The sequence below is a fragment of the Ruminococcus sp. AF31-8BH genome (genome assembly GCF_003460605.1).
Lineage (GTDB): Bacteria > Bacillota > Clostridia > Lachnospirales > Lachnospiraceae > Blautia_A > Blautia_A acetigignens.
This window is the reverse complement of sequence record NZ_QTVN01000006.1, coordinates 198,475-216,951: the sequence shown is the minus strand read 5'-3', so window position 1 is coordinate 216,951 and position 18,477 is coordinate 198,475. Positions and strand designations below refer to the sequence as shown.

The following is an 18,477-nucleotide window of genomic DNA, read 5'->3' as shown; positions in this document are numbered from 1 at the left end:
GTCTACGGAAAGGAGAAAACAAATGAATAAACTCATTGAGTTGAAAAACCTTACAAAAAACTTTGATGACCAGCAGGTTCTTCGCGGAATCAATCTGGACATTTATGAGAACGAGTTTCTCACCCTTCTGGGACCAAGTGGCTGCGGAAAAACTACTACCCTTCGAATCATTGCAGGATTTGAGGAGCCAAGCGGCGGAGAAGTATTGTTTAACGGCATTGAGATTTCTAAGCTTCCTCCATATAAAAGAGAGGTAAACACTGTTTTCCAGAAATATGCTCTTTTTCCCCATCTGAATGTGGCAGATAATATTGGATTTGGTCTGAACCTGAAAAAGGTGGATAAGACGGTTATCAGCCAGAAGGTAAGCAAAATGCTGAAAATGGTAGGCCTTGAGGGCTTTGAAAAAAGAGATGTTACTCTGCTTTCCGGCGGACAGCAGCAGCGAGTTGCCATTGCCAGGGCTCTTGTAAATGAGCCGAAGATCCTTCTTCTTGATGAGCCTTTAGGTGCCCTTGATGCCAAGATCCGTAAGCAGATGCAGATCGAGCTGAAAAAAATCCAGCAGGAGGTTGGAATCACATTCATTTATGTCACACATGATCAGGAGGAGGCACTCTCCATGTCTGATACAGTGGTAGTTATGAATAACGGTGAAATTCAGCAGATCGGTGCGCCTACTGATATTTATAATGAGCCGGAAAACCGTTTTGTAGCAAGCTTCATTGGAGAGTCCAATATCATTGAAGGAATTATGATAAAGGATTTCCTGGTGCAGTTTGACGGATTTGAATTTGAGTGTGTGGACAAAGGCTTTGAAGACAATGAAGAAATTGAGGTTGTGCTTCGTCCGGAGGATCTGGATATTGTAGAGCCATCTCAGGCTAAGTTAAACGGTGTGGTACGAAATGTTACCTTCAAGGGTGTACACTACGAAATCCTTGTGGAGACAGAGCTGCGTACCTATAAGGTTCAGACTACTGATTATGCGGAGGTGGGCCGCCAGGTAGGACTGAAATTCGGACCAGAAGATATTCATGTTATGTACAGAATGGGAGCATATTAATGAAACAGTTTAAACGACTTATTATTCCGTATTTTATATGGGCAATCATAATCCTTGTAATCCCACTGTTTCTCATTGCCCTGTATGCATTTACCACAGAAGGAAATGAAGTTATGACTCTTTCCTTCACCTGGGGAAACTTTGCCAAGTTTCTGGAAGCTACTTATTTAAATGTTATCCTGAAATCCTTCTGGCTGGGACTGCTTACCACCTTTATCTGTCTGGTGCTGGGTTATCCCCTTGCCCTGATCATTGCAAGATGCTCTGAAAAAATGCAGGGCCTTCTGATCATGCTGGTTACGATTCCCATGTGGATCAACATGCTGCTTCGTACCTATGCATGGATGAACCTTTTGTCAGATAACGGAATCATCAATAACCTTTTGGCAAAAATCGGACTGGGACCTATCAATATGATGTATACTGATTTTTCCGTAATGCTTGGTCTGATCTGTAACTTTATGCCCTTTATGATCATTCCGATCCATACATCCTTAAATAAAATGGACAAGTCCCTGATCGAGGCTGCCTACGATCTTGGTGCAAACCGGTTCCAGACCTTCTGGAAGGTGATCTGGAAGCTGTCTCTGCCTGGGGTAGTAAACGGTATTATGATGGTATTCCTTCTTGCCATTTCCTCCTTCGTTATTCCCAAGCTTCTGGGAGGGGGACAGTACATGCTGATCGGTAACCTGATCGAATCCCAGTTTATCTCTGTTGGAGACTGGAACTTCGGAAGTGCCATTTCTATGATCCTGGCAGTGATCATTTTGCTTTCCATGAGTCTTATGAAGCGAATGGATAAGGAAAAAGGAGAGTAGGAGGGTATCATGCAGAAGAAGACAAGCTTTTTTCAGAGATTTTACGTGGCCATCTGCCTGGTGTTTTTTTACCTGCCAATTCTGGTGACCATGATTTTTTCCTTTAACTCATCGAAATCCCTGACTAAATTTACGGGATTTTCCATGAGATGGTATACCGAGCTGCTTCATAATACAGAAGTCAGCAAGGCGGTTTACGTATCTGTGACGATTGCCATCCTGGCAACTGTGATCTCTACCGTTCTTGGAACTATTACAGCCATCGGGCTTTCCAAATCACGGAAGGTGTTAAAGGAAACACTTTTAAATATTAATAACCTGCCGATCCTTAACCCGGATATTGTAACAGCCATCGGACTGATGCTTCTTTTTTCCTCACTGGGCTTTCGCAAGGGATACATCACCATGCTGCTGGCGCATATTTCCTTTTGTACGCCATATGTTATCACCAGTGTTTATCCAAAGGTAAGAAGTCTGGATCCCAACCTGGCAAATGCGGCAATGGATCTTGGAGCAACACCCTTCCAGGCATTGACAAAGGTAATTGTGCCTATGATCAAGGACGGTATTTTCGCCGGCGCCTTGCTTGCGTTTACCATGTCCTTTGATGATTTTGTAATTTCTTATTTTGTATCCGGCAACGGTGTGAAAAATATTTCTATTGTTGTCTACAATATGACCAAGCGAATCAATCCTACCATTAATGCCTTGTCTACTATTGTAATCGTGGTTATTATTCTGGTACTTGTTTTCGCAAATATGCTTCCGCCGATTCTTGAGAAGCATGCAAGTAAGCATACGAAAAAGATTCAGCGTGTGATCGCACTTCTGGTAGTGGCGGCTCTTGGCTTTGGCCTTGCAAAATGCGGCGGTGCAGCAGGAGAGAGCCATGTGCTGAAGGTGTATAATGCAGGAGAATATATTGATCTTGCACTTCTTAAAGAGTTTGAGGAGGAATATAACTGTACTGTGGTGTATGAGACCTTTGAGTCCAATGAGATGATGTACACCAAGCTGTCCGGCGGTGAATCCTATGATGTGCTGGTACCTTCCGATTATATGATCGAGCGTCTGATCAAAGAGGATTATCTCCAGCATATTGACTGGGATCAGATTCCCAATAAGGCGAATCTGATGAAAGAGGTTATGAATAAGAGCTATGATCCGGGCAACCGTTATTCCTGCCCGTATTTCTGGGGAACAGTAGGAATTCTGTATGATAAGACGGTGGTAGATCCGGCAGATCTTCAGGAGGGCTGGGAGATTCTTTGTGATACCAAGTATAAAGGAAATATTTACATGTATGATTCTGAGCGAGATTCCTTTATGATAGCCTTAAAGGCCCTTGGATATTCCATGAACACAACGGATGAAAAACAGATTCAGGAGGCTTATCAGTGGCTGGTTAATCAGAGAAACACCATGGATCCTATTTATGCAGGTGATGATGTGATCGATAATATGATTTCCGGCAATAAGGCAATGGCAGTAGTTTATTCCGGAGATGCTTCCTATATTATCAGTGAAAATCCGAATATGGACTATTTCACACCGGGACAGGGAACCAATAACTGGTATGATGCGATGGTAATCACAAGAGACTGCAGCGAGGTGGAGCTGGCCCATCAGTTTATTAATTTTATGCTGGAAGAAAAATCTGCTCTTTCCAATACGGAAGAAGTAGGTTATACTTCTCCTGTAAAGAGTGTTTACGAGACCATGATCAGTGGTGAGTATGAGGGCGTTTCTTCTTATATTCCGGATTTCGAGAATCCTAACAGTGAGATTTTCCGCTATCAGGAGCCGAAGATCAAGCAGAAATACGCAGAGCTGTGGACCAAGATCAAGGCCGAGTAAATGCAGGTAAGCCCCGTCACCTGGGCAGATGCAGCAGCACTTTCAAAAGCTGACGGGGCAGGCAGCGGGAAACCGTAAGACGAAAAAGGAGATCGACTATGAAGAAAAAGTTACTTGCAGCAATTTTAACAGTGGCAGCAGTATGCGGCAGCGTGGCACCTGTATATGCAGCTGATTCTGAGCTGGTTCTTTACACCTGGGAGGGAATGTTTCCTCAGGAGGTTCTGGATGGCTTTGAGGAAGAGACAGGATGCAAGATTGTATACTCCAATTTTGACACAGATGAAACCATGCTTGAGAAGGTTTCCATGGCAAAGGGCGGAGATTATGATGTGGTAATTGCAGACGATTATATCCTTGAGAAAATTATAGAGGAAGGCCTTGCCACTAAGCTTGACAAGGAAAAAATTTCCAATTGGGATAACATCAACCCTCTTTACCAGGGACAGTTCTATGATGAAAATGATGAGTACACCGTACCCTACGGCGCAGGAATCCCGCTGATCGTTTACGATCCGGATGAGGTGGAGCTGGACATTAAGGGCTATAAGGATCTGTGGGATCCGTCCCTTGAGGACAGTGTGGCATTGATTGCCAACTATCGTGTTATCAATGGAATCACACTTCTTACCATGGGGAAAAGCATGAATGAGGAGGATGTGGATACGATTAAGGAGGCCGGTGAAAAGCTTGTGGAGCTGGCACCTAATATTCGTATGATCCAGGATGACAATACCCAGAATGCGCTTCTGAACGGTGAGGCATCTGTGGCGCTCCTTTATACTTCCCAGGTAACAGCAGCTCTTGCAGAGGATCCGGAGCTGAAGGTGGTTTACCCGGAAGAGGGTCTTGGATTTGGCGTAATGGGCATGTTCATTCCAAGTGCTGCACCTAATGCTGAGGCGGCATATCAGTTTGTGGATTATATTTTAAGACCTGAGATTGCAGCAGAGTGCTTTGATTATATTGGATACTACTGCACAAACAAGGCGGCTGACCAGCTGGTAGATGAGAACCTGGTAGTGCCGGACAGCGTAACCAGCGGCGAAAGCATCAAGAATGTAAATGCAAAGGCAGAGGAGCAGTATAATAAGAACTGGACGGAATTTAAGGCGGCTTGTGATTAATTCAAAATTGCATTAAAAAGAGTTGCGTTGTATAATTGATACAAAAGCAACAGTTTGTAGAGGCAGGCTTTTGAGTCTGCCTTTCCTATTCGCTAAAGGGAGAACAACATGGAAATATACAAGGGTGCTTCCGCATTTGCGGGAATTGCCATCGGAAAAATACGGTTTTACCAAAAAGGAGAATATCAGCTCCGACAGCATCAGGCAGATGATATAAAGACGGAACAGCGTAATTTTGATATAGCAAGAAGACATGTGATGCAGACCCTGAAGGAAGAATATGATAGCGCAGGAATCTCAGAAGCTATTGAACATCAGGTACTTGAGCAGGCTGAGCTTCTTGGCTCCGGCAGCTTTCTTCGGGCGGTACAGAGCATGATAAGCGGCGAAAAGGTAACTGCTGCCTATGCAGTGCAGACCACACGGGACGAGTTAAATGGCACGTTTAGCAATCTGAAGGATCCGTCTATAAAAGAACGGATTCACAATGTAAGCAGGGTTTCAGACCTCTTTCTGGAAATCCTGGGAAAAGAAGAGAAAAAAATCAATCTGGGTGAGGAGCCGGTAATTCTGGCTGCAGATGCCCTGTCTCCGGCTGAACTGATGGAGATGGATAAGGACAAGCTTCTTGGCATTGTGACACGTAAAGGCTCTGCAACCTCTCATACAGCAATCCTTGCCAAAAGCATGGATATTCCCTGTGTAACAGGAGTAGGAATTCCCGCATCCGAAGAGGAATGGGAGGATACAGTTGCCATAATCGATGGTTATACCGGAACTCTTTATCTGGAACCGGACCGTGAGGTGAGAAGGGAATACGAAATCCGCAGAAAAGCGGATATTGTGGAGCGGGAAGCTCTTTTGAAGCTAAAGGATGAAAAAGACATCACCCTGGATGGCAAGGAAGTAGGAATTTATGCAAATATCGGAAGTCTGGATGACCTGAACAGTGCGCTTTATTATGGCGCAAGGGGAATCGGACTGCTTCGAAGTGAGTTCCAATACCTGGGAAGAGAGAGCTACCCGGGAGAGGAAGAGCTTTTCCAGGCATACAAGAAGACGGCACAGACCATGGGGGATCGTCTGGTGGTCATTCGAACAGCTGATCTTGGTGCAGACAAACAGGCAGCCTACCTGGAGATTCCTCAGGAAACAAATCCTCTTATGGGCAATCGTGGAATCCGTTTTTGCCTGGACCGGAAAAATCTGTTTAAAACACAGATTCGCGCCATTTACCGTGCAAGCTGGTACGGAAATCTGGGGATGATGTATCCGATGATCAGTGAAGAGGAGGAAATGGATGCGATTGAGGAACTGATCCGGGAGGTGAAGGCTGAGCTGACCGGTGAGGGGATTCCTTTTAAAAATATCCGAACCGGTATTATGATGGAAACTCCTGCGGCCGTAATGATTGGGGAGGAGCTTGCCAGACGTGTGGATTTCCTTGGAATCGGAACCAATGACCTGACCCAGTATACTCTAGCCATGGATCGCCAGAATCCTTTGCTTCAGAAGAAATATGACGATCATCATCCGGCGGTTGTGCGTATGATCAAAATGATTATAGATGCAGGACACAAAGAGAACTGTAAGGTTTGTCTCTGCGGTGAGCTGGCAGCAGATACAAGGCTGACAGAGACCTTTCTGCGGATGGGTGTAGACGCATTGTCTGTGGTACCGGCATGTATTTTGCCGGTGAGAAAGGCACTGCGAGCTGCGCGGGTGAAAAATGAAGATGAATAAAGGACATTGTGCATGAATAAAAAAAGTAAAGTAGTTGTGCTTCCTTGTGAGGCATATGAGGAAGAAAAAATCTATAATCTTTTAAAAGCTGGTCTGAAGGAACTTGGTGGGCTTGAAGCACTGATTGGAAAAGAAGAGAAGCTTCTGCTTAAGCCCAATCTTTTGAAGAAGGCAGAAGTAGAAAAGGCAGTGATCACCCATCCTGTGGTAGTTGGTGCCTTTGCCAGAGTTTTACGGGAGGAAGGCTATGCCAACATTGTCCTTGCAGATTCCTGCGGTCACGGAACCACCAGACAGGTGATCCAGGGAACCGGCATGGATACCTACCTGGAAAAATACGAGATTCCGGCCATTGACTATACCAAAGGAGTGCATGTAGATTATCCCCAGGGGATTCAGGCCAGGGAATTTATTCTCCCAAAGGAGCTTCTGGAGGCAGACTGCGTCATTTCCCTTTCCAAAATGAAAACCCATGCCCTAGAACGGATCACAGGTGCTGTAAAAAACAGCTATGGCTTCATCTATGGGAAAAATAAGGCAATCGGCCATACAAAATATCCAAGTGCAGACAGCTTTGCGCGTATGCTGATCGATCTGAATCAATATGTGAAGCCGAGGCTTTATATTATGGATGGAATCACAGCAATGGAAGGCAACGGTCCAGGGTCCGGAGATCCAATTGCAATGAATGTGATCCTTATGTCCACAGATCCGGTGGCACTGGACAGCGTGTTTGCAAGGCTGGTGTATCTGAAGCCGGAGATGGTACCAACAAACTATCATGGGGAAAAGATGGGACTTGGACACTGCCGGGAAGAGAATATTGAGATTGTGGTGGCAGATGCCATGCATTCGAAACAGCCTGTATCCATGGAGGACTTGGTTTGCCGGTACGGAAAACCGGATTTCAATGTGGACCGTATTCAGATACGCAGCAATGTCTGGACAAAATTAGCCAAAGCCCTGAATATTTTCCAGAAGAAGCCCTATATCGAACCGGAGAAATGTATTCGCTGCGGCATTTGCGTAAACAGCTGCCCTGTTCCCGGTAAAGCTGTGGCTTTCCGAAAAGGAAAAGAGAATCCGCCGGTATATGATTATAAAAAGTGTATCCGATGCTTCTGCTGTCAGGAGATGTGCCCGAAGAAGGCGATTAAGGTGAAGTGATTGAATGCTCGTTTGAGAGCACTTCTTGCATCTAAGGAAAAATAAGAACTTTAACATGAAAAGCAGCAGTAGCACATCTGGATTCACCAGCTATCCTATTGCTGCTTTTACAAATTACCGCTCTAATATAGTTGCTACTTCTTTAATGTATTCCGGTGTGGTGCCGCAGCATCCGCCTACAATGCCAGCGCCCGCATCAATCAGTGCCTTGATGTGCTTCGCAAAATCCGGGGCTTTCATAGAATATACGGCATTTCCCTGATCATCAATGAAAGGCATTCCTGCATTGGGCTTGGCGATAACCGGAATGGAAACATTCTCGCGGATGTTTCGAATAACAGAAATCAGCTGGTCCGGACCAACGGAACAGTTTACACCTACTGCATCAGCGCCTGCAGCCTCCAGAGAAACAGCAGCTTCAATGGCATTTCCACCGCTGAAAATACTTCCGTCAGCATCTACAGTCATAGTACACATAATCGGAAGCTGGCAGACTGTGGAAGCAGCATCTACAGCAGCAAGAGTCTCTTCGATATTGATCATGGTTTCTGCAATAATCAGGTCAACTCCTGCATTTTTCAGAATTTCAATCTGCTCCCGGTACATTTCGAAAGCGGCCTCATAGGTCATATCTCCGGCAGGCTCCATCATCTTACCGCTAGTGGTAATGTCAGCAGCAACATAAACCTTGCGGGAAGCTGCGTCTGCCACCTCCCTGGAATAAGACACCAGGCGGGTGTTGATCTCTTTTATCTGATCCTGAAGATGATGCATGGTGAGATTTATGCGATTACCACCAAAGGTAGGAGCATAGATAATATCGCTTCCCGCTTCTACATAGCCTCTCTGAAGGGCCTGGAATACATCCTTATGTGCCAGTACCCACTCCTCTGTGCAGACGCCCTTTGGCATGCCGGCAGCCATCAGATTAGAACCTGTAGCTCCATCAAGAAGAACAACATTCTGTGTAAGTGTCTGAAAATCCTGTTTTGTCATATGATAATTCCTCCTTAGATTGGCAGAACATTTTCTTGCCCATTGTCCGGGTATACATGATATAGTTCTGCCGGATACGGTAGATTTCGTCATAGTCCCATCCGCGTCCTGGAAATTATAACGTTTTCATAAAAAAATAAATATAAATCTTTTGCATTATATCACTATTTGACTTGATTTTCCAGTTGTCAGCATATAAAATATATGCTATGTTCTGATAAAAGGTTACTGTTCATTCCGTGAACAGTAACGATGAATGACTATAAGAAAAGGAGTTACACGATGAGTAGAAGGAGAAGAAGAAACGACTGGATTCCAGGCGCAGTGATCACGATCATTGTACTTATGCTTTCTGTTGTTTTCATGGGACTTCTTGCAATGACTAAGATGGTTCCCACGATTTATATGCTGATCATAGGCATTGTATTGGTATTGTTTACCGCTGTGATCTGGCTGCTGGTATGGCATTTCAGACATAAGGGCAGATTTATAGCAGGTACCATACTTGCAGTGCTTTTGGTTGCAGTTCTTGCCCTTGGCAGTTTTTATATTAATAAGACAAGAGATGCATTAAGCGGCATTTCCGGCGTTAATACAGAGGTAACCCAGATTGCAGTTTATGTAAGAAGTGACGATGCTGCGGATTCTGTTGAAGCAACTGCAGGATACAATTTTGGTATTTTGTCCTCTCTTGACCGTGAGAACACGGACGGTGCTGTAAACCATCTGAACAGTCAGTTTGGCACAGCAGTACAGACCACAGAGTACGCCGGACTTACCGAGCTGGCAGACGGACTTTACAAAAATGAAGTAGGTGCGATTATTCTGAATAACGCATATCTGGATGTTCTTGAGGAAATGGACGGGTATGCAGATTTTGAGTCAAAGGTAAAACAGGTTGGAACCGTTGATGTGGAAAGTGAGATTGAGGTAAATAATACATCCTCTGATGGCAGTGGCGATACTCAGACAGCAGAGCCGATAACCACCTCCAGAGGCGGTAAGGTTTATACCATTTACCTCAGCGGTATTGATACCCGCGGCGAGATGACAGCTAAGAGCCGAAGCGATGTAAATATCATTGCGACTATCAATACAGACACCCGTGAGATTCTTCTTGTTTCCACACCCCGTGATTACTATGTGCCGCTTTCCATTTCAAACGGAGCACCGGATAAGCTGACACATGCAGGTATCTATGGAATTGATGTTTGTATGAACACCCTGGGAATGCTGTATGATGTTGATATCAACTATTACTTTAGGATCAACTTCGGTGGATTTGTGAAGGTAATTGATGCATTAGGCGGAATTACTGTATATTCAGATTATGACTTTGATTCCAAGAATATTACAGGATACCACTTCAATCAGGGAGCGAACTATGTAAACGGAGAACAGGCCCTTGTATTCTCAAGAGAGCGATATGCGTTCCAGGAGGGTGACCGCCAGAGAGGCAAGAACCAGATGGCAGTGATCAAAGGCGTTGTGGATAAAGCACTTTCTCCGGAAATCCTTACCAGCTATTCTTCCATCCTTTCCAGCTTGGACGGATGCTTTGGTACCAATATTACCTACGAAGAAATTGCACAGCTTCTCCAGCAGCAGCTTGCAGGCGGCGGTGATTGGACGATTGTTTCCTACAGTGTGGATGGAACCGGTGCAACCGAGAAGCCATACTCCATGAGCCAGAAGGCTTATGTTATGGTACCGGATTACAGTACTGTTGATAAGGCGAAAGACCTTATGGCGAAGGTACGTAATGGTGAGATTGTTACACAGGACGAGGCAGATGGAACTGCCAGTACAGAGGCAAACTGATGTAACTGCTGATATAGTAGTCGCAGATGAAACAGCTACAGAGGAATCAATAAGAGAAGTCGATAGCATAAAGTATTTAGGCAGCAGAGAAAAAATAAAATGAGAAACCGGGGCAGATCACTATCTATTTGATCTGCCTCATTTTTATTAGCAGATTTTCGGATTGCGGGATGATTTTCTGATGGAAATCTGGTAATATAGAATTGTCGAAAGAAAGGCAGGTGAAAATACATTTTACGCACCTTACAAATGAAGAAATTTCAGTGAATAGCACTGAAGTAGGAACATACATTCTGAGAATGCTTTTAAAGTACATGAGATAACGATACGAAATAAAAAAGGAGAAATCTCATGCCAAATGCGAAACACGAAGATGCTCTGCTGAAAATGGGAGTAAAATATTTTCAGGAGCATATACTAAAGCTGATCGGAATTGATTATACTTATGAGGACATTCTGCCAACAGAGCTGATAGAGTTGACGATAAACGAATTGTATATGGATTTTACATTCAAAACTACGGAAGATTTGTATATCCATATAGAATTTCAGAGTACAAACAGTTCAGAGAACAAGGATTTGAGGCGCTTTCATTCTTATGAAGCTTTATTTTCCCATAACACAGGGAAAAAGGTAATTACATACGTAATCTACACTGGCGGGATTAAGAAATCCAAGGGAAAACTGGACTGTGGGGCCTATACATACCGCGTAATGCCGATATACATGGGAAAGAAGAAAGCTGACAAGGTATTTAAGCGTCTTCGAAAGAAAAAGGCATCTGGAGAACCCTGGGATGAATCAGATTTCGCACAGCTTTCCCTGACCCCGCTCATGGGCGGTAAAATGACAGCGAAAGATAAGATTAAAGAAGGAATTCTTCTGCTGAAACAGGAAAACAATGAACTGTCAGATAAAGTAACCGCAATACTGTACACTTTGGCGGACAAATTCCTGACAGGAGAAGAGTTAAATGAAGTAAAGGAGGCGGTAACAATGACAAGACTCGGACAGATGATTATGGATGATGGAATTGAACTTGGACGTAAACAAGGATTAGCATTAACAGAAAAGTTACTGTCAGCCAACCGTGTGGAAGATTGCATACGTGCCACAAAGGATGAAGAGTACAGGAAACAGTTGATGAAAGAACTGGGGATAAAGTAGAAATATAAGGGGAATTCAAAAAGAAAAGAACAAAAGAATGAAAAGGTAATTATTCAAAGCGGGCAAGAGAGTGTAAGCTTTGAGTAATTGCCTTTTTTATAGTGAAAATTGGCACTGGTTGAATTATGCCCCTGTAAAAACAATAAAAAAATGAACAAAAACCTAGAATAAGTGGAAATAATTACGAATTTCCTCCAGAAGAGAGTAAAAACAAGGGCGTACAGTTGACAATTCATGGGGGAGGTGGTATTTTTATTAGAAGAATGCGATGGTGAAAACTATCGAAAAATGTGATTTGTCTCATTGGTATTAAAATAAGCCAATGGGTAAGATGATGATTTAGATAAGTTATAAATATAAAGAAAGGAAATCTGAAGAAATCAGATATTCGCACATAACGATATGATGAATGATCAATACAAGAAAATGAAAAATTTATTTCTAAGACAAAGCTACATAGATGCCTGGGAGGATTACCAGAGATCATTAAGAAAAAAGAGCTTTGCTCAGTGGGATTACATTGTACTGACAGCTTCGAATGAAGAACAGGCAAATGCCTTTCGAAGCCAGATTGCATATCGGCAGGAGAAAAAAGTTCTTCCATGTAAGACAAAATATTTGGTTCTTTCAGATCCTGACGGAAAAAGAGTTGGCTCTGGCGGAGCAACTTTACAGGTACTTCGCAAACTATCAGAAGCAGAAGATATTGCTGGAGATTTTCATAAAAAGAGGATTTTAGTGATCCATTCTGGTGGTGACAGCAAACGCGTTCCTCAATATTCCGTATGCGGCAAATTATTTTCACCTGTTCCAAGAGAACTGCCTGACGGAAGACCATCCACACTTTTTGATGAATTCCTTATCGGAATGGCAGGGGTGCCGTCACGATTCAGAGAAGGAATGCTGGTTCTTTCCGGTGATGTGCTGCTTTTATTTAATCCTCTGCAAATTGATGCACAGTTTCATGGTGCAGCTGCCATATCAATGAAATCTCCTGTAGAAATTGGAAAAGACCATGGTGTATTCCTGAATAATGGAAATGATTATGTGAAAAAGTTTTTGCATAAGCAGTCTATAGAAACTTTGCAGCAATTAGGTGCTGTTAATAATCATGGAAATGTAGATCTGGATACAGGAGCTGTACTTTTTGATGTAGATTTGGTCAACTCTCTTTTATCACTGATCCAGACAAACGGTCAAATTGATGAAGAGAAATATGCGCGTTTTGTAAATGATACTTCCCGTATTAGTTTATATGGAGATTTTCTTTATCCGTTGGCTGAGGATTCCACTCTTGAACAATATTATAAAGAACAGCCTGAGGGTAAATTCTGTGAAGAATTAACTGCTTGCCGAACAGAAATCTGGAATGCTCTGCATAATTATGGAATGAAGCTTATTTGTCTTTCACCAGCTGAATTTATTCATTTCGGTACTACATGGGAACTTCTGGAACTTCTTACAAATGATATTGCAGATTACGAGTATTTAGATTGGAAATCATTGGTGTTTACCAACTATATTCCAGAAGGTAGCATGCACGTAGCAGTACACAATTCTCTTATCGAGAAAAGCGTACAGTTGGCAGATTATTGCTATGTAGAAAACAGCTGTCTGTGTGGCAATACAACTCTGGAAGAGGGAACTGTAGTCTCTCATTTGAATTTAACAGACGTAAAAGTTCCGCCAATGGTATTGCATGGCATTGTATTACGACAGAATGCAGATTGCCTAGCAAATGGAAAAAAAGAACATATTGTCCGTGCTTATGGAATAAAAGATAATCCCAAAAAGACATGGGAAGAAAATGGCAGTTTCTTAAATGGCGGGTTAAAAAATCTTACAGAATTAAATTCCTTAGATGTAGATGATATTTGGGTTGATGAAGATCATTCTCTATGGAAAGCAAAGCTTTATCCTGCTGCCAAAAGTCAGGAAGAAGCGATCCATTGGGCAATGCTTCTGTACACTATGAGTTATCAGACAGCAACTGCAGCAGAAGTGGCAGAATGGAAAGCATTAAAAAGATATTCCCTGGAAGAATCTTTCCGGTTAGCTGATGCTTCCGTATTAGTTCCATGGAACGAGGAATTGGAAAATCGTATTCTCGCAGAGCGCTTCCTCGGAAAAGTCCAGGAGGGTGCACATTATGTAGATGCGCTAAAGACCTTTGGAACCAATGAATTAAATGAAAAACAATTTGATCTCCTTATGAAGATGGCAGAGGAAAGTTTGCCATTCTCCGAAAGAATTCGTGTTTTGTATGATATGTCAAGATCCATGAAATTTATGAATAAAACATTTCATGGAATCAGTTATGACCAGATTGAACAGAAATGTTTTTTTGTTTTGCAGCAGGAAATCTTTAAGGCAAGCAGTGTAAACCGGGTACATCAGTATCACATTGCCAAAGATGAAGTGAAAGTAAGCCTTCCCGTACGTGTGAACTGGGGAGGAGGCTGGACAGATACCCCTCCTTACTGCAACGAAAAAGGGGGAGTTGTATTAAATGCGGCCATTTTACTGAATGGAAAAGAGCCAATTGAAGTGGAACTAAGGCGTATCCAAAAAAATCATATTGAATTTGCGAGTCTTGATTTCAATGCCTATGGAACTGCATCTACAGTAGCGGAAATTCAGGACTGCCATAATCCATATGATTCTTTTGCACTACATAAAGCAGCATTGATCGCATGCGGCATTGTTCCTATGGAAGGAGAAGCTGATCTGGAGGAAATCCTGAATGAAATGGGTGGAGGCTTTTACATGTCCACCAGAGTAAACGGGGTTCCAAAAGGCTCTGGACTTGGAACCAGCAGCATCCTCTCAGGAGCTTGTGTTCGTGCATTAGGTGAGTTCCTGGGAACTGACTGGAGCGATTCTGATGTATATGAACTGGTTCTGAATCTGGAACAGATTATGAGTACTGGAGGAGGCTGGCAGGATCAGGTTGGTGGTCTGACTGGCGGTGTAAAGTACATTACATCTCGGCCAGGAATGAAACAGCACCTTAACGTAGAATATTTGAAACTGGATGAGCAAACCAAGCAAGAATTGCAGGAAAGATTTGCACTGATCTATACAGGTCAACGTCGTTTGGCAAGAAATCTGCTGCGCTATGTGGTTGGAAATTATATTGGCGGCAGAAAAGAATCCGTAGAAGCATTAGAAGAGATGAAGCATTTGGCAGTGATGATGCGCTATGAACTGGAACAGGGAAATGTAGATGAATTTGCCAAACTCCTGAACCAGCATTGGGAAGTATCTAAGAAATTAGATGACGGTTCGACTAATACCTGCATTGATCAAATTTTTGCAAGCTGCGAGGATCTAATTGATGGAAAATTCATTTCAGGTGCTGGCGGCGGCGGATTCCTGCAGGTAATTCTAAAGAAAAATGTAACGAAAGAGATGTTAAGGAAAAGACTTCTGGAAGTATTCCAGGATTCCGGTGTGGATGTCTGGAATGCAGAATTTGTATGGGAGTAGGAAAATAATTTTAAAGGAATATGGAAAATGGAAAATAAAAACGAAAAGAAAAATCTTTTAATTTATGCGCATTACTATATTCCGGATACCGCGTCAACGGGGCAGATTCTCCGTGAATTGGCGGAGGGTATGCTGGATAAATTTAATATTACTGTAATCTGTGTAGTTCCAAGCTATTTGGGTATTGTTGAGGATAAGTATAAGACCCAGAAATACTATGAAGAAGAAATTAATGGTGTAAAGGTTCTGCGAATCCGTGTTCCAGAGTTTAGTAAAACCAACAAGAAAAGCCGTGTAAAGAATATTATTTCTTACTTCTTTGGAGCAATGGGAGCAACCTTTAAGGTAGGAAAGATGGATTATGTATTTTCCATCTCTCAGCCCCCAATTCTCGGCGGTCTGTTAGGTGTTTGGGGCAAGTGGATGAAACATGCCAAATACATTTACAACATTCAGGATTTTAATCCGGAACAGGTTTTAGCCGTTGGCTATACTAAGAATAAGGTGATTACTGATATCATGATGTGGTTTGACAAGTTCAGTTGTAAGCGAAGTGATTTGGTAATTACAGTTGGCCGTGACCTGGTAGAAACTATAGAGAAGCGGTTTAAGGAAAAAAAAGTCCCAAAGACGGTTATGATCAATAACTGGATTGATGAAAATGAAATCTATCCGTTGGAACCGGATAATGAACGTGTGCTTGCATTTAAGAAAAAATATGGTTTGGATGACAAGTTTGTCATCATGTATTCTGGCAACATTGGCTTGTACTACGATCTTGAGAATCTCATTAAAGTTGTGGACAAGTTCAAGCCGGGCACGAAGACCACAGATGGACGAGAGGTTGTGTTTGCTTTTGTTGGTGCTGGTTCTGTGCTGGATAAGCTTGTGCTTTATGTAAAAGAACATCATATGGATAATGCGGTTTTTATTCCATATCAGAACAAGGCAGATCTTATTTATAGCCTAAATGCCGGTGATGTTCATTGGTGCGTAAATGCAAAAGGGATTAAAGGTGTAAGCTGCCCTTCTAAATATTATGGACTGGCAGCCGCAGGAAAGCCTGTAATAGGAGTTCTTGAATCTGGATCTGAAATTCGTTGCCTGATTGAAGATACTCACGGTGGCTTGTGCTGTGAGCCAGGTGAGTACGATAAGGTCGAAGAGAATATTCGATGGTTTATTGAAAATGCTGGATCAAATGAAATTAAACAGATGGGAATCAGGGGAAGAGTAAATCTTGAAAAGAATTTAACACGGAATGTTTCAGTGAAAAAATATGCTGAAGAGATTTTTAAGCTGTGAATAAAAAAATAAGGAATAGAAAGGAATCAAAATGCCTGCAGATATTACAGCAATAATATTGACAAAGAATGAGGAAGTTAATATAGAAGAATGCATTAAATCAATTGCTACGGCAGTAAAAAGAATTATTGTGATAGATAGTTATAGTACTGATAGAACAGTTGAAATAGCAAAAAGAATGGGAGCGGAAGTGCATCAGCATCCGTTTGAAAATTATGCAAAACAGTATATGTATGGTGTTGAAGTCGCAAAAGCGGAAACGGTGTGGACATTAAGAATTGATGCAGATGAGCGTTTAACTTTTGAATCCGCACGCGAGTTAGTTCAGCTATGTGATTGTAATATGGAAACGGATGTTGCTGGAATTGTTCTGCGATTTAAAAAGAATTTTTTAGGAAGAGATTTATACCATGGGGGCGTGTATCCATGGAAAAAAATGAATTGTTATAAGACAAAATTAGGTACAATTGAAAATAGAAATATGGATGAACATATAATTTTAAGCTCCGGAAAAGTCATTGAAATGAAACAAGATTGTTTACATTTTGATTTTAAAAATTTGGAGTATTTTATTAATAAACATAATTGGTATTCGTCTCGTGAAACAGTAGATTATTTTGAAAATTTAGAGAAAAAAAGATCCAAGAATGAACTTGATTTCAAAACTTGGCTAAAAATGCGAGTGTATTATAAACTGCCATTAGGAATGAGAGCTCATATATATTATATTTATAGATATTATATTTTAGGCGGCTTTCTTGATGGAAAACCGGGTAAAATATATGCTTTTTTGCAAGCGTATTGGTATAGATATTTAGTAGATGCTAAAATTTATGAATGTGAAACTATGAACATAAAATATAGTGCAAATGGTAGCCTTAAAAATTAAAGTAAGTGGGTAAATACATAATATAAGGAGTATAGGATGAATTTAAAAAAAATTTTAAAGAAAATTTTATATTTATGTCCTTCTCGATATATAGATAAATTTTATTTGATATATAATCGTATTTTTTATTCTGAGTTAACTGAAAAAAAGATGACTTTTGGAAGTAGTAATGAAGATAAGACATTTTACATTATTAGACCAAGAACAAATTCTGTAGAAGGTTTAATGGCATTACTGTTTTATGTAATACAACACATAGGGTATGCGGAAAAAAACAATTATGTTCCCGTTGTAGATTTTAAAAATTATAAGGTACAATATACAATCCAAAAGGGAGAAGATACTTGGGAAGTTTTTTTTAAGCAGATTTCAAAGTATACACTTAATGAGGTATATAAAAGTAAGAATGTTATTTTATCTGGACTTAATGCATCTTATGAAACATATCCTTATCTTCGTGAAAAATCTTTTGATAAAGAAGATTTGCAAGAAGTACATAATTTAATAAAGAAATATATCAAATTTTCAGATGCTGCACTTGCTAAATATAAAGACGAATTAAGTAATATTAATCCAAAAGAAATGATTGGTCTTTATTTAAGAGGAACTGATTATACCAAATTAAAGCCAGCAGGAGAAGCTGTCCAACCTACGGTAGAAGAGGCTATTGAACGAGTAAAACAGTATATAAAAAATAATGATAAAAAAGTCTTTTTGGTTACAGAAGATGAAGAAGTGTATAAAAAAGTAATATCAAATTTAGGGAATAAAGTAGTAACAGTAAGTTTTGATAGATATATAAAGAATTATTCGGCCAAAAATTTTCTTGCAAAAGATTCTTGTATAGAACAGTTAGCAAAAGATGCTCATACCAGAGGAATGAACTATTTAGTGAAAATAATGCTGCTTTCTCAATGTTCATGTATTGTAGGAGGAAAGACGTGTGGATCTTGGGCAGCCTGTGCGCTTGCAGATGAAAAAACAAAGATAGATATATTTGAATTAGGAAATTATTAAATGGGGGATATA

The 18,477-nt window shown here is 41.3% G+C and carries 14 protein-coding genes; 13 read left to right on the top strand and 1 reads right to left on the bottom strand.

What is annotated here, in order from left to right; translation table 11 throughout:
- The first annotated feature begins 22 nt into the window (after positions 1-22).
- The 6 genes from potA (at position 23) to DWZ38_RS09680 (ending at position 7,781) form a co-directional block, all read left to right on the top strand.
- Positions 23-1,066, top strand: coding sequence for a spermidine/putrescine ABC transporter ATP-binding protein (potA, locus tag DWZ38_RS09705; protein WP_021924608.1), 1,044 nt, complete (start codon positions 23-25; stop codon positions 1,064-1,066).
- Positions 1,066-1,887, top strand: a complete 822-nt coding sequence (locus DWZ38_RS09700) for an ABC transporter permease (protein ID WP_117852125.1) — start codon at positions 1,066-1,068, stop codon at positions 1,885-1,887. The genes potA and DWZ38_RS09700 overlap by 1 nt, the downstream gene beginning before the upstream one ends.
- A gap of 9 nt (positions 1,888-1,896) precedes the next feature.
- Entirely contained in the window at positions 1,897-3,744 is a 1,848-nt protein-coding gene (locus DWZ38_RS09695; RefSeq protein ID WP_117852122.1) for an extracellular solute-binding protein, read from the top strand.
- 98 nt (positions 3,745-3,842) lie between these two features.
- On the top strand, positions 3,843-4,871 hold the full coding sequence (locus DWZ38_RS09690) for a spermidine/putrescine ABC transporter substrate-binding protein (protein ID WP_117852118.1): 1,029 nt from the start codon (positions 3,843-3,845) through the stop codon (positions 4,869-4,871).
- 108 nt (positions 4,872-4,979) lie between these two features.
- Positions 4,980-6,614 carry a phosphoenolpyruvate--protein phosphotransferase gene (ptsP, locus tag DWZ38_RS09685; RefSeq protein ID WP_117852115.1) on the top strand — a complete coding sequence of 545 codons (1,635 nt, stop codon included), beginning with the start codon at positions 4,980-4,982 and terminating at the stop codon, positions 6,612-6,614.
- Between the two features lie 12 nt (positions 6,615-6,626).
- Positions 6,627-7,781, top strand: coding sequence for a DUF362 domain-containing protein (locus tag DWZ38_RS09680; protein WP_117852112.1), 1,155 nt, complete (start codon positions 6,627-6,629; stop codon positions 7,779-7,781).
- 114 nt (positions 7,782-7,895) lie between these two features.
- On the opposite strand, the gene DWZ38_RS09675 is transcribed toward DWZ38_RS09680, so the two are convergent.
- Positions 7,896-8,777 (bottom strand): homocysteine S-methyltransferase family protein, encoded by an 882-nt coding sequence (locus DWZ38_RS09675; protein ID WP_117852109.1) that lies wholly within the window; start codon positions 8,775-8,777, stop codon positions 7,896-7,898.
- Positions 8,778-9,059: 282 nt separating this feature from the next.
- Here DWZ38_RS09675 and DWZ38_RS09670 point away from each other — a divergent pair, with 282 nt between their 5' ends.
- From DWZ38_RS09670 to DWZ38_RS09645, 7 genes are all read left to right on the top strand, one after another.
- A complete protein-coding gene (locus DWZ38_RS09670) occupies positions 9,060-10,598 on the top strand; it encodes an LCP family protein (RefSeq protein ID WP_117852106.1) in 1,539 nt (512 codons plus the stop codon).
- Positions 10,570-10,701 (top strand): hypothetical protein, encoded by a 132-nt coding sequence (locus DWZ38_RS23100; protein WP_262579873.1) that lies wholly within the window; start codon positions 10,570-10,572, stop codon positions 10,699-10,701. Before DWZ38_RS09670 ends, DWZ38_RS23100 begins: the two co-directional genes overlap by 29 nt.
- A gap of 248 nt (positions 10,702-10,949) precedes the next feature.
- Positions 10,950-11,765: a hypothetical protein gene (locus DWZ38_RS09665; RefSeq protein WP_021924600.1), complete on the top strand. Its 816-nt coding sequence runs from the start codon at positions 10,950-10,952 to the stop codon at positions 11,763-11,765.
- A 402-nt stretch (positions 11,766-12,167) separates the two neighbouring features.
- The gene (locus DWZ38_RS09660) at positions 12,168-15,254 is read left to right on the top strand and encodes an L-fucokinase (protein ID WP_021924599.1); all 3,087 of its coding nucleotides are present in this window, start codon (positions 12,168-12,170) and stop codon (positions 15,252-15,254) included.
- 27 nt (positions 15,255-15,281) lie between these two features.
- The gene (locus tag DWZ38_RS09655) at positions 15,282-16,559 is read left to right on the top strand and encodes a glycosyltransferase family 4 protein (RefSeq protein WP_021924598.1); all 1,278 of its coding nucleotides are present in this window, start codon (positions 15,282-15,284) and stop codon (positions 16,557-16,559) included.
- 31 nt (positions 16,560-16,590) lie between these two features.
- The gene (locus DWZ38_RS09650; protein WP_117852103.1) at positions 16,591-17,448 is read left to right on the top strand and encodes a glycosyltransferase family 2 protein; all 858 of its coding nucleotides are present in this window, start codon (positions 16,591-16,593) and stop codon (positions 17,446-17,448) included.
- A 36-nt stretch (positions 17,449-17,484) separates the two neighbouring features.
- Positions 17,485-18,465, top strand: a complete 981-nt coding sequence (locus DWZ38_RS09645; protein WP_117852099.1) for a hypothetical protein — start codon at positions 17,485-17,487, stop codon at positions 18,463-18,465.
- Positions 18,466-18,477: the final 12 nt, after the last annotated feature.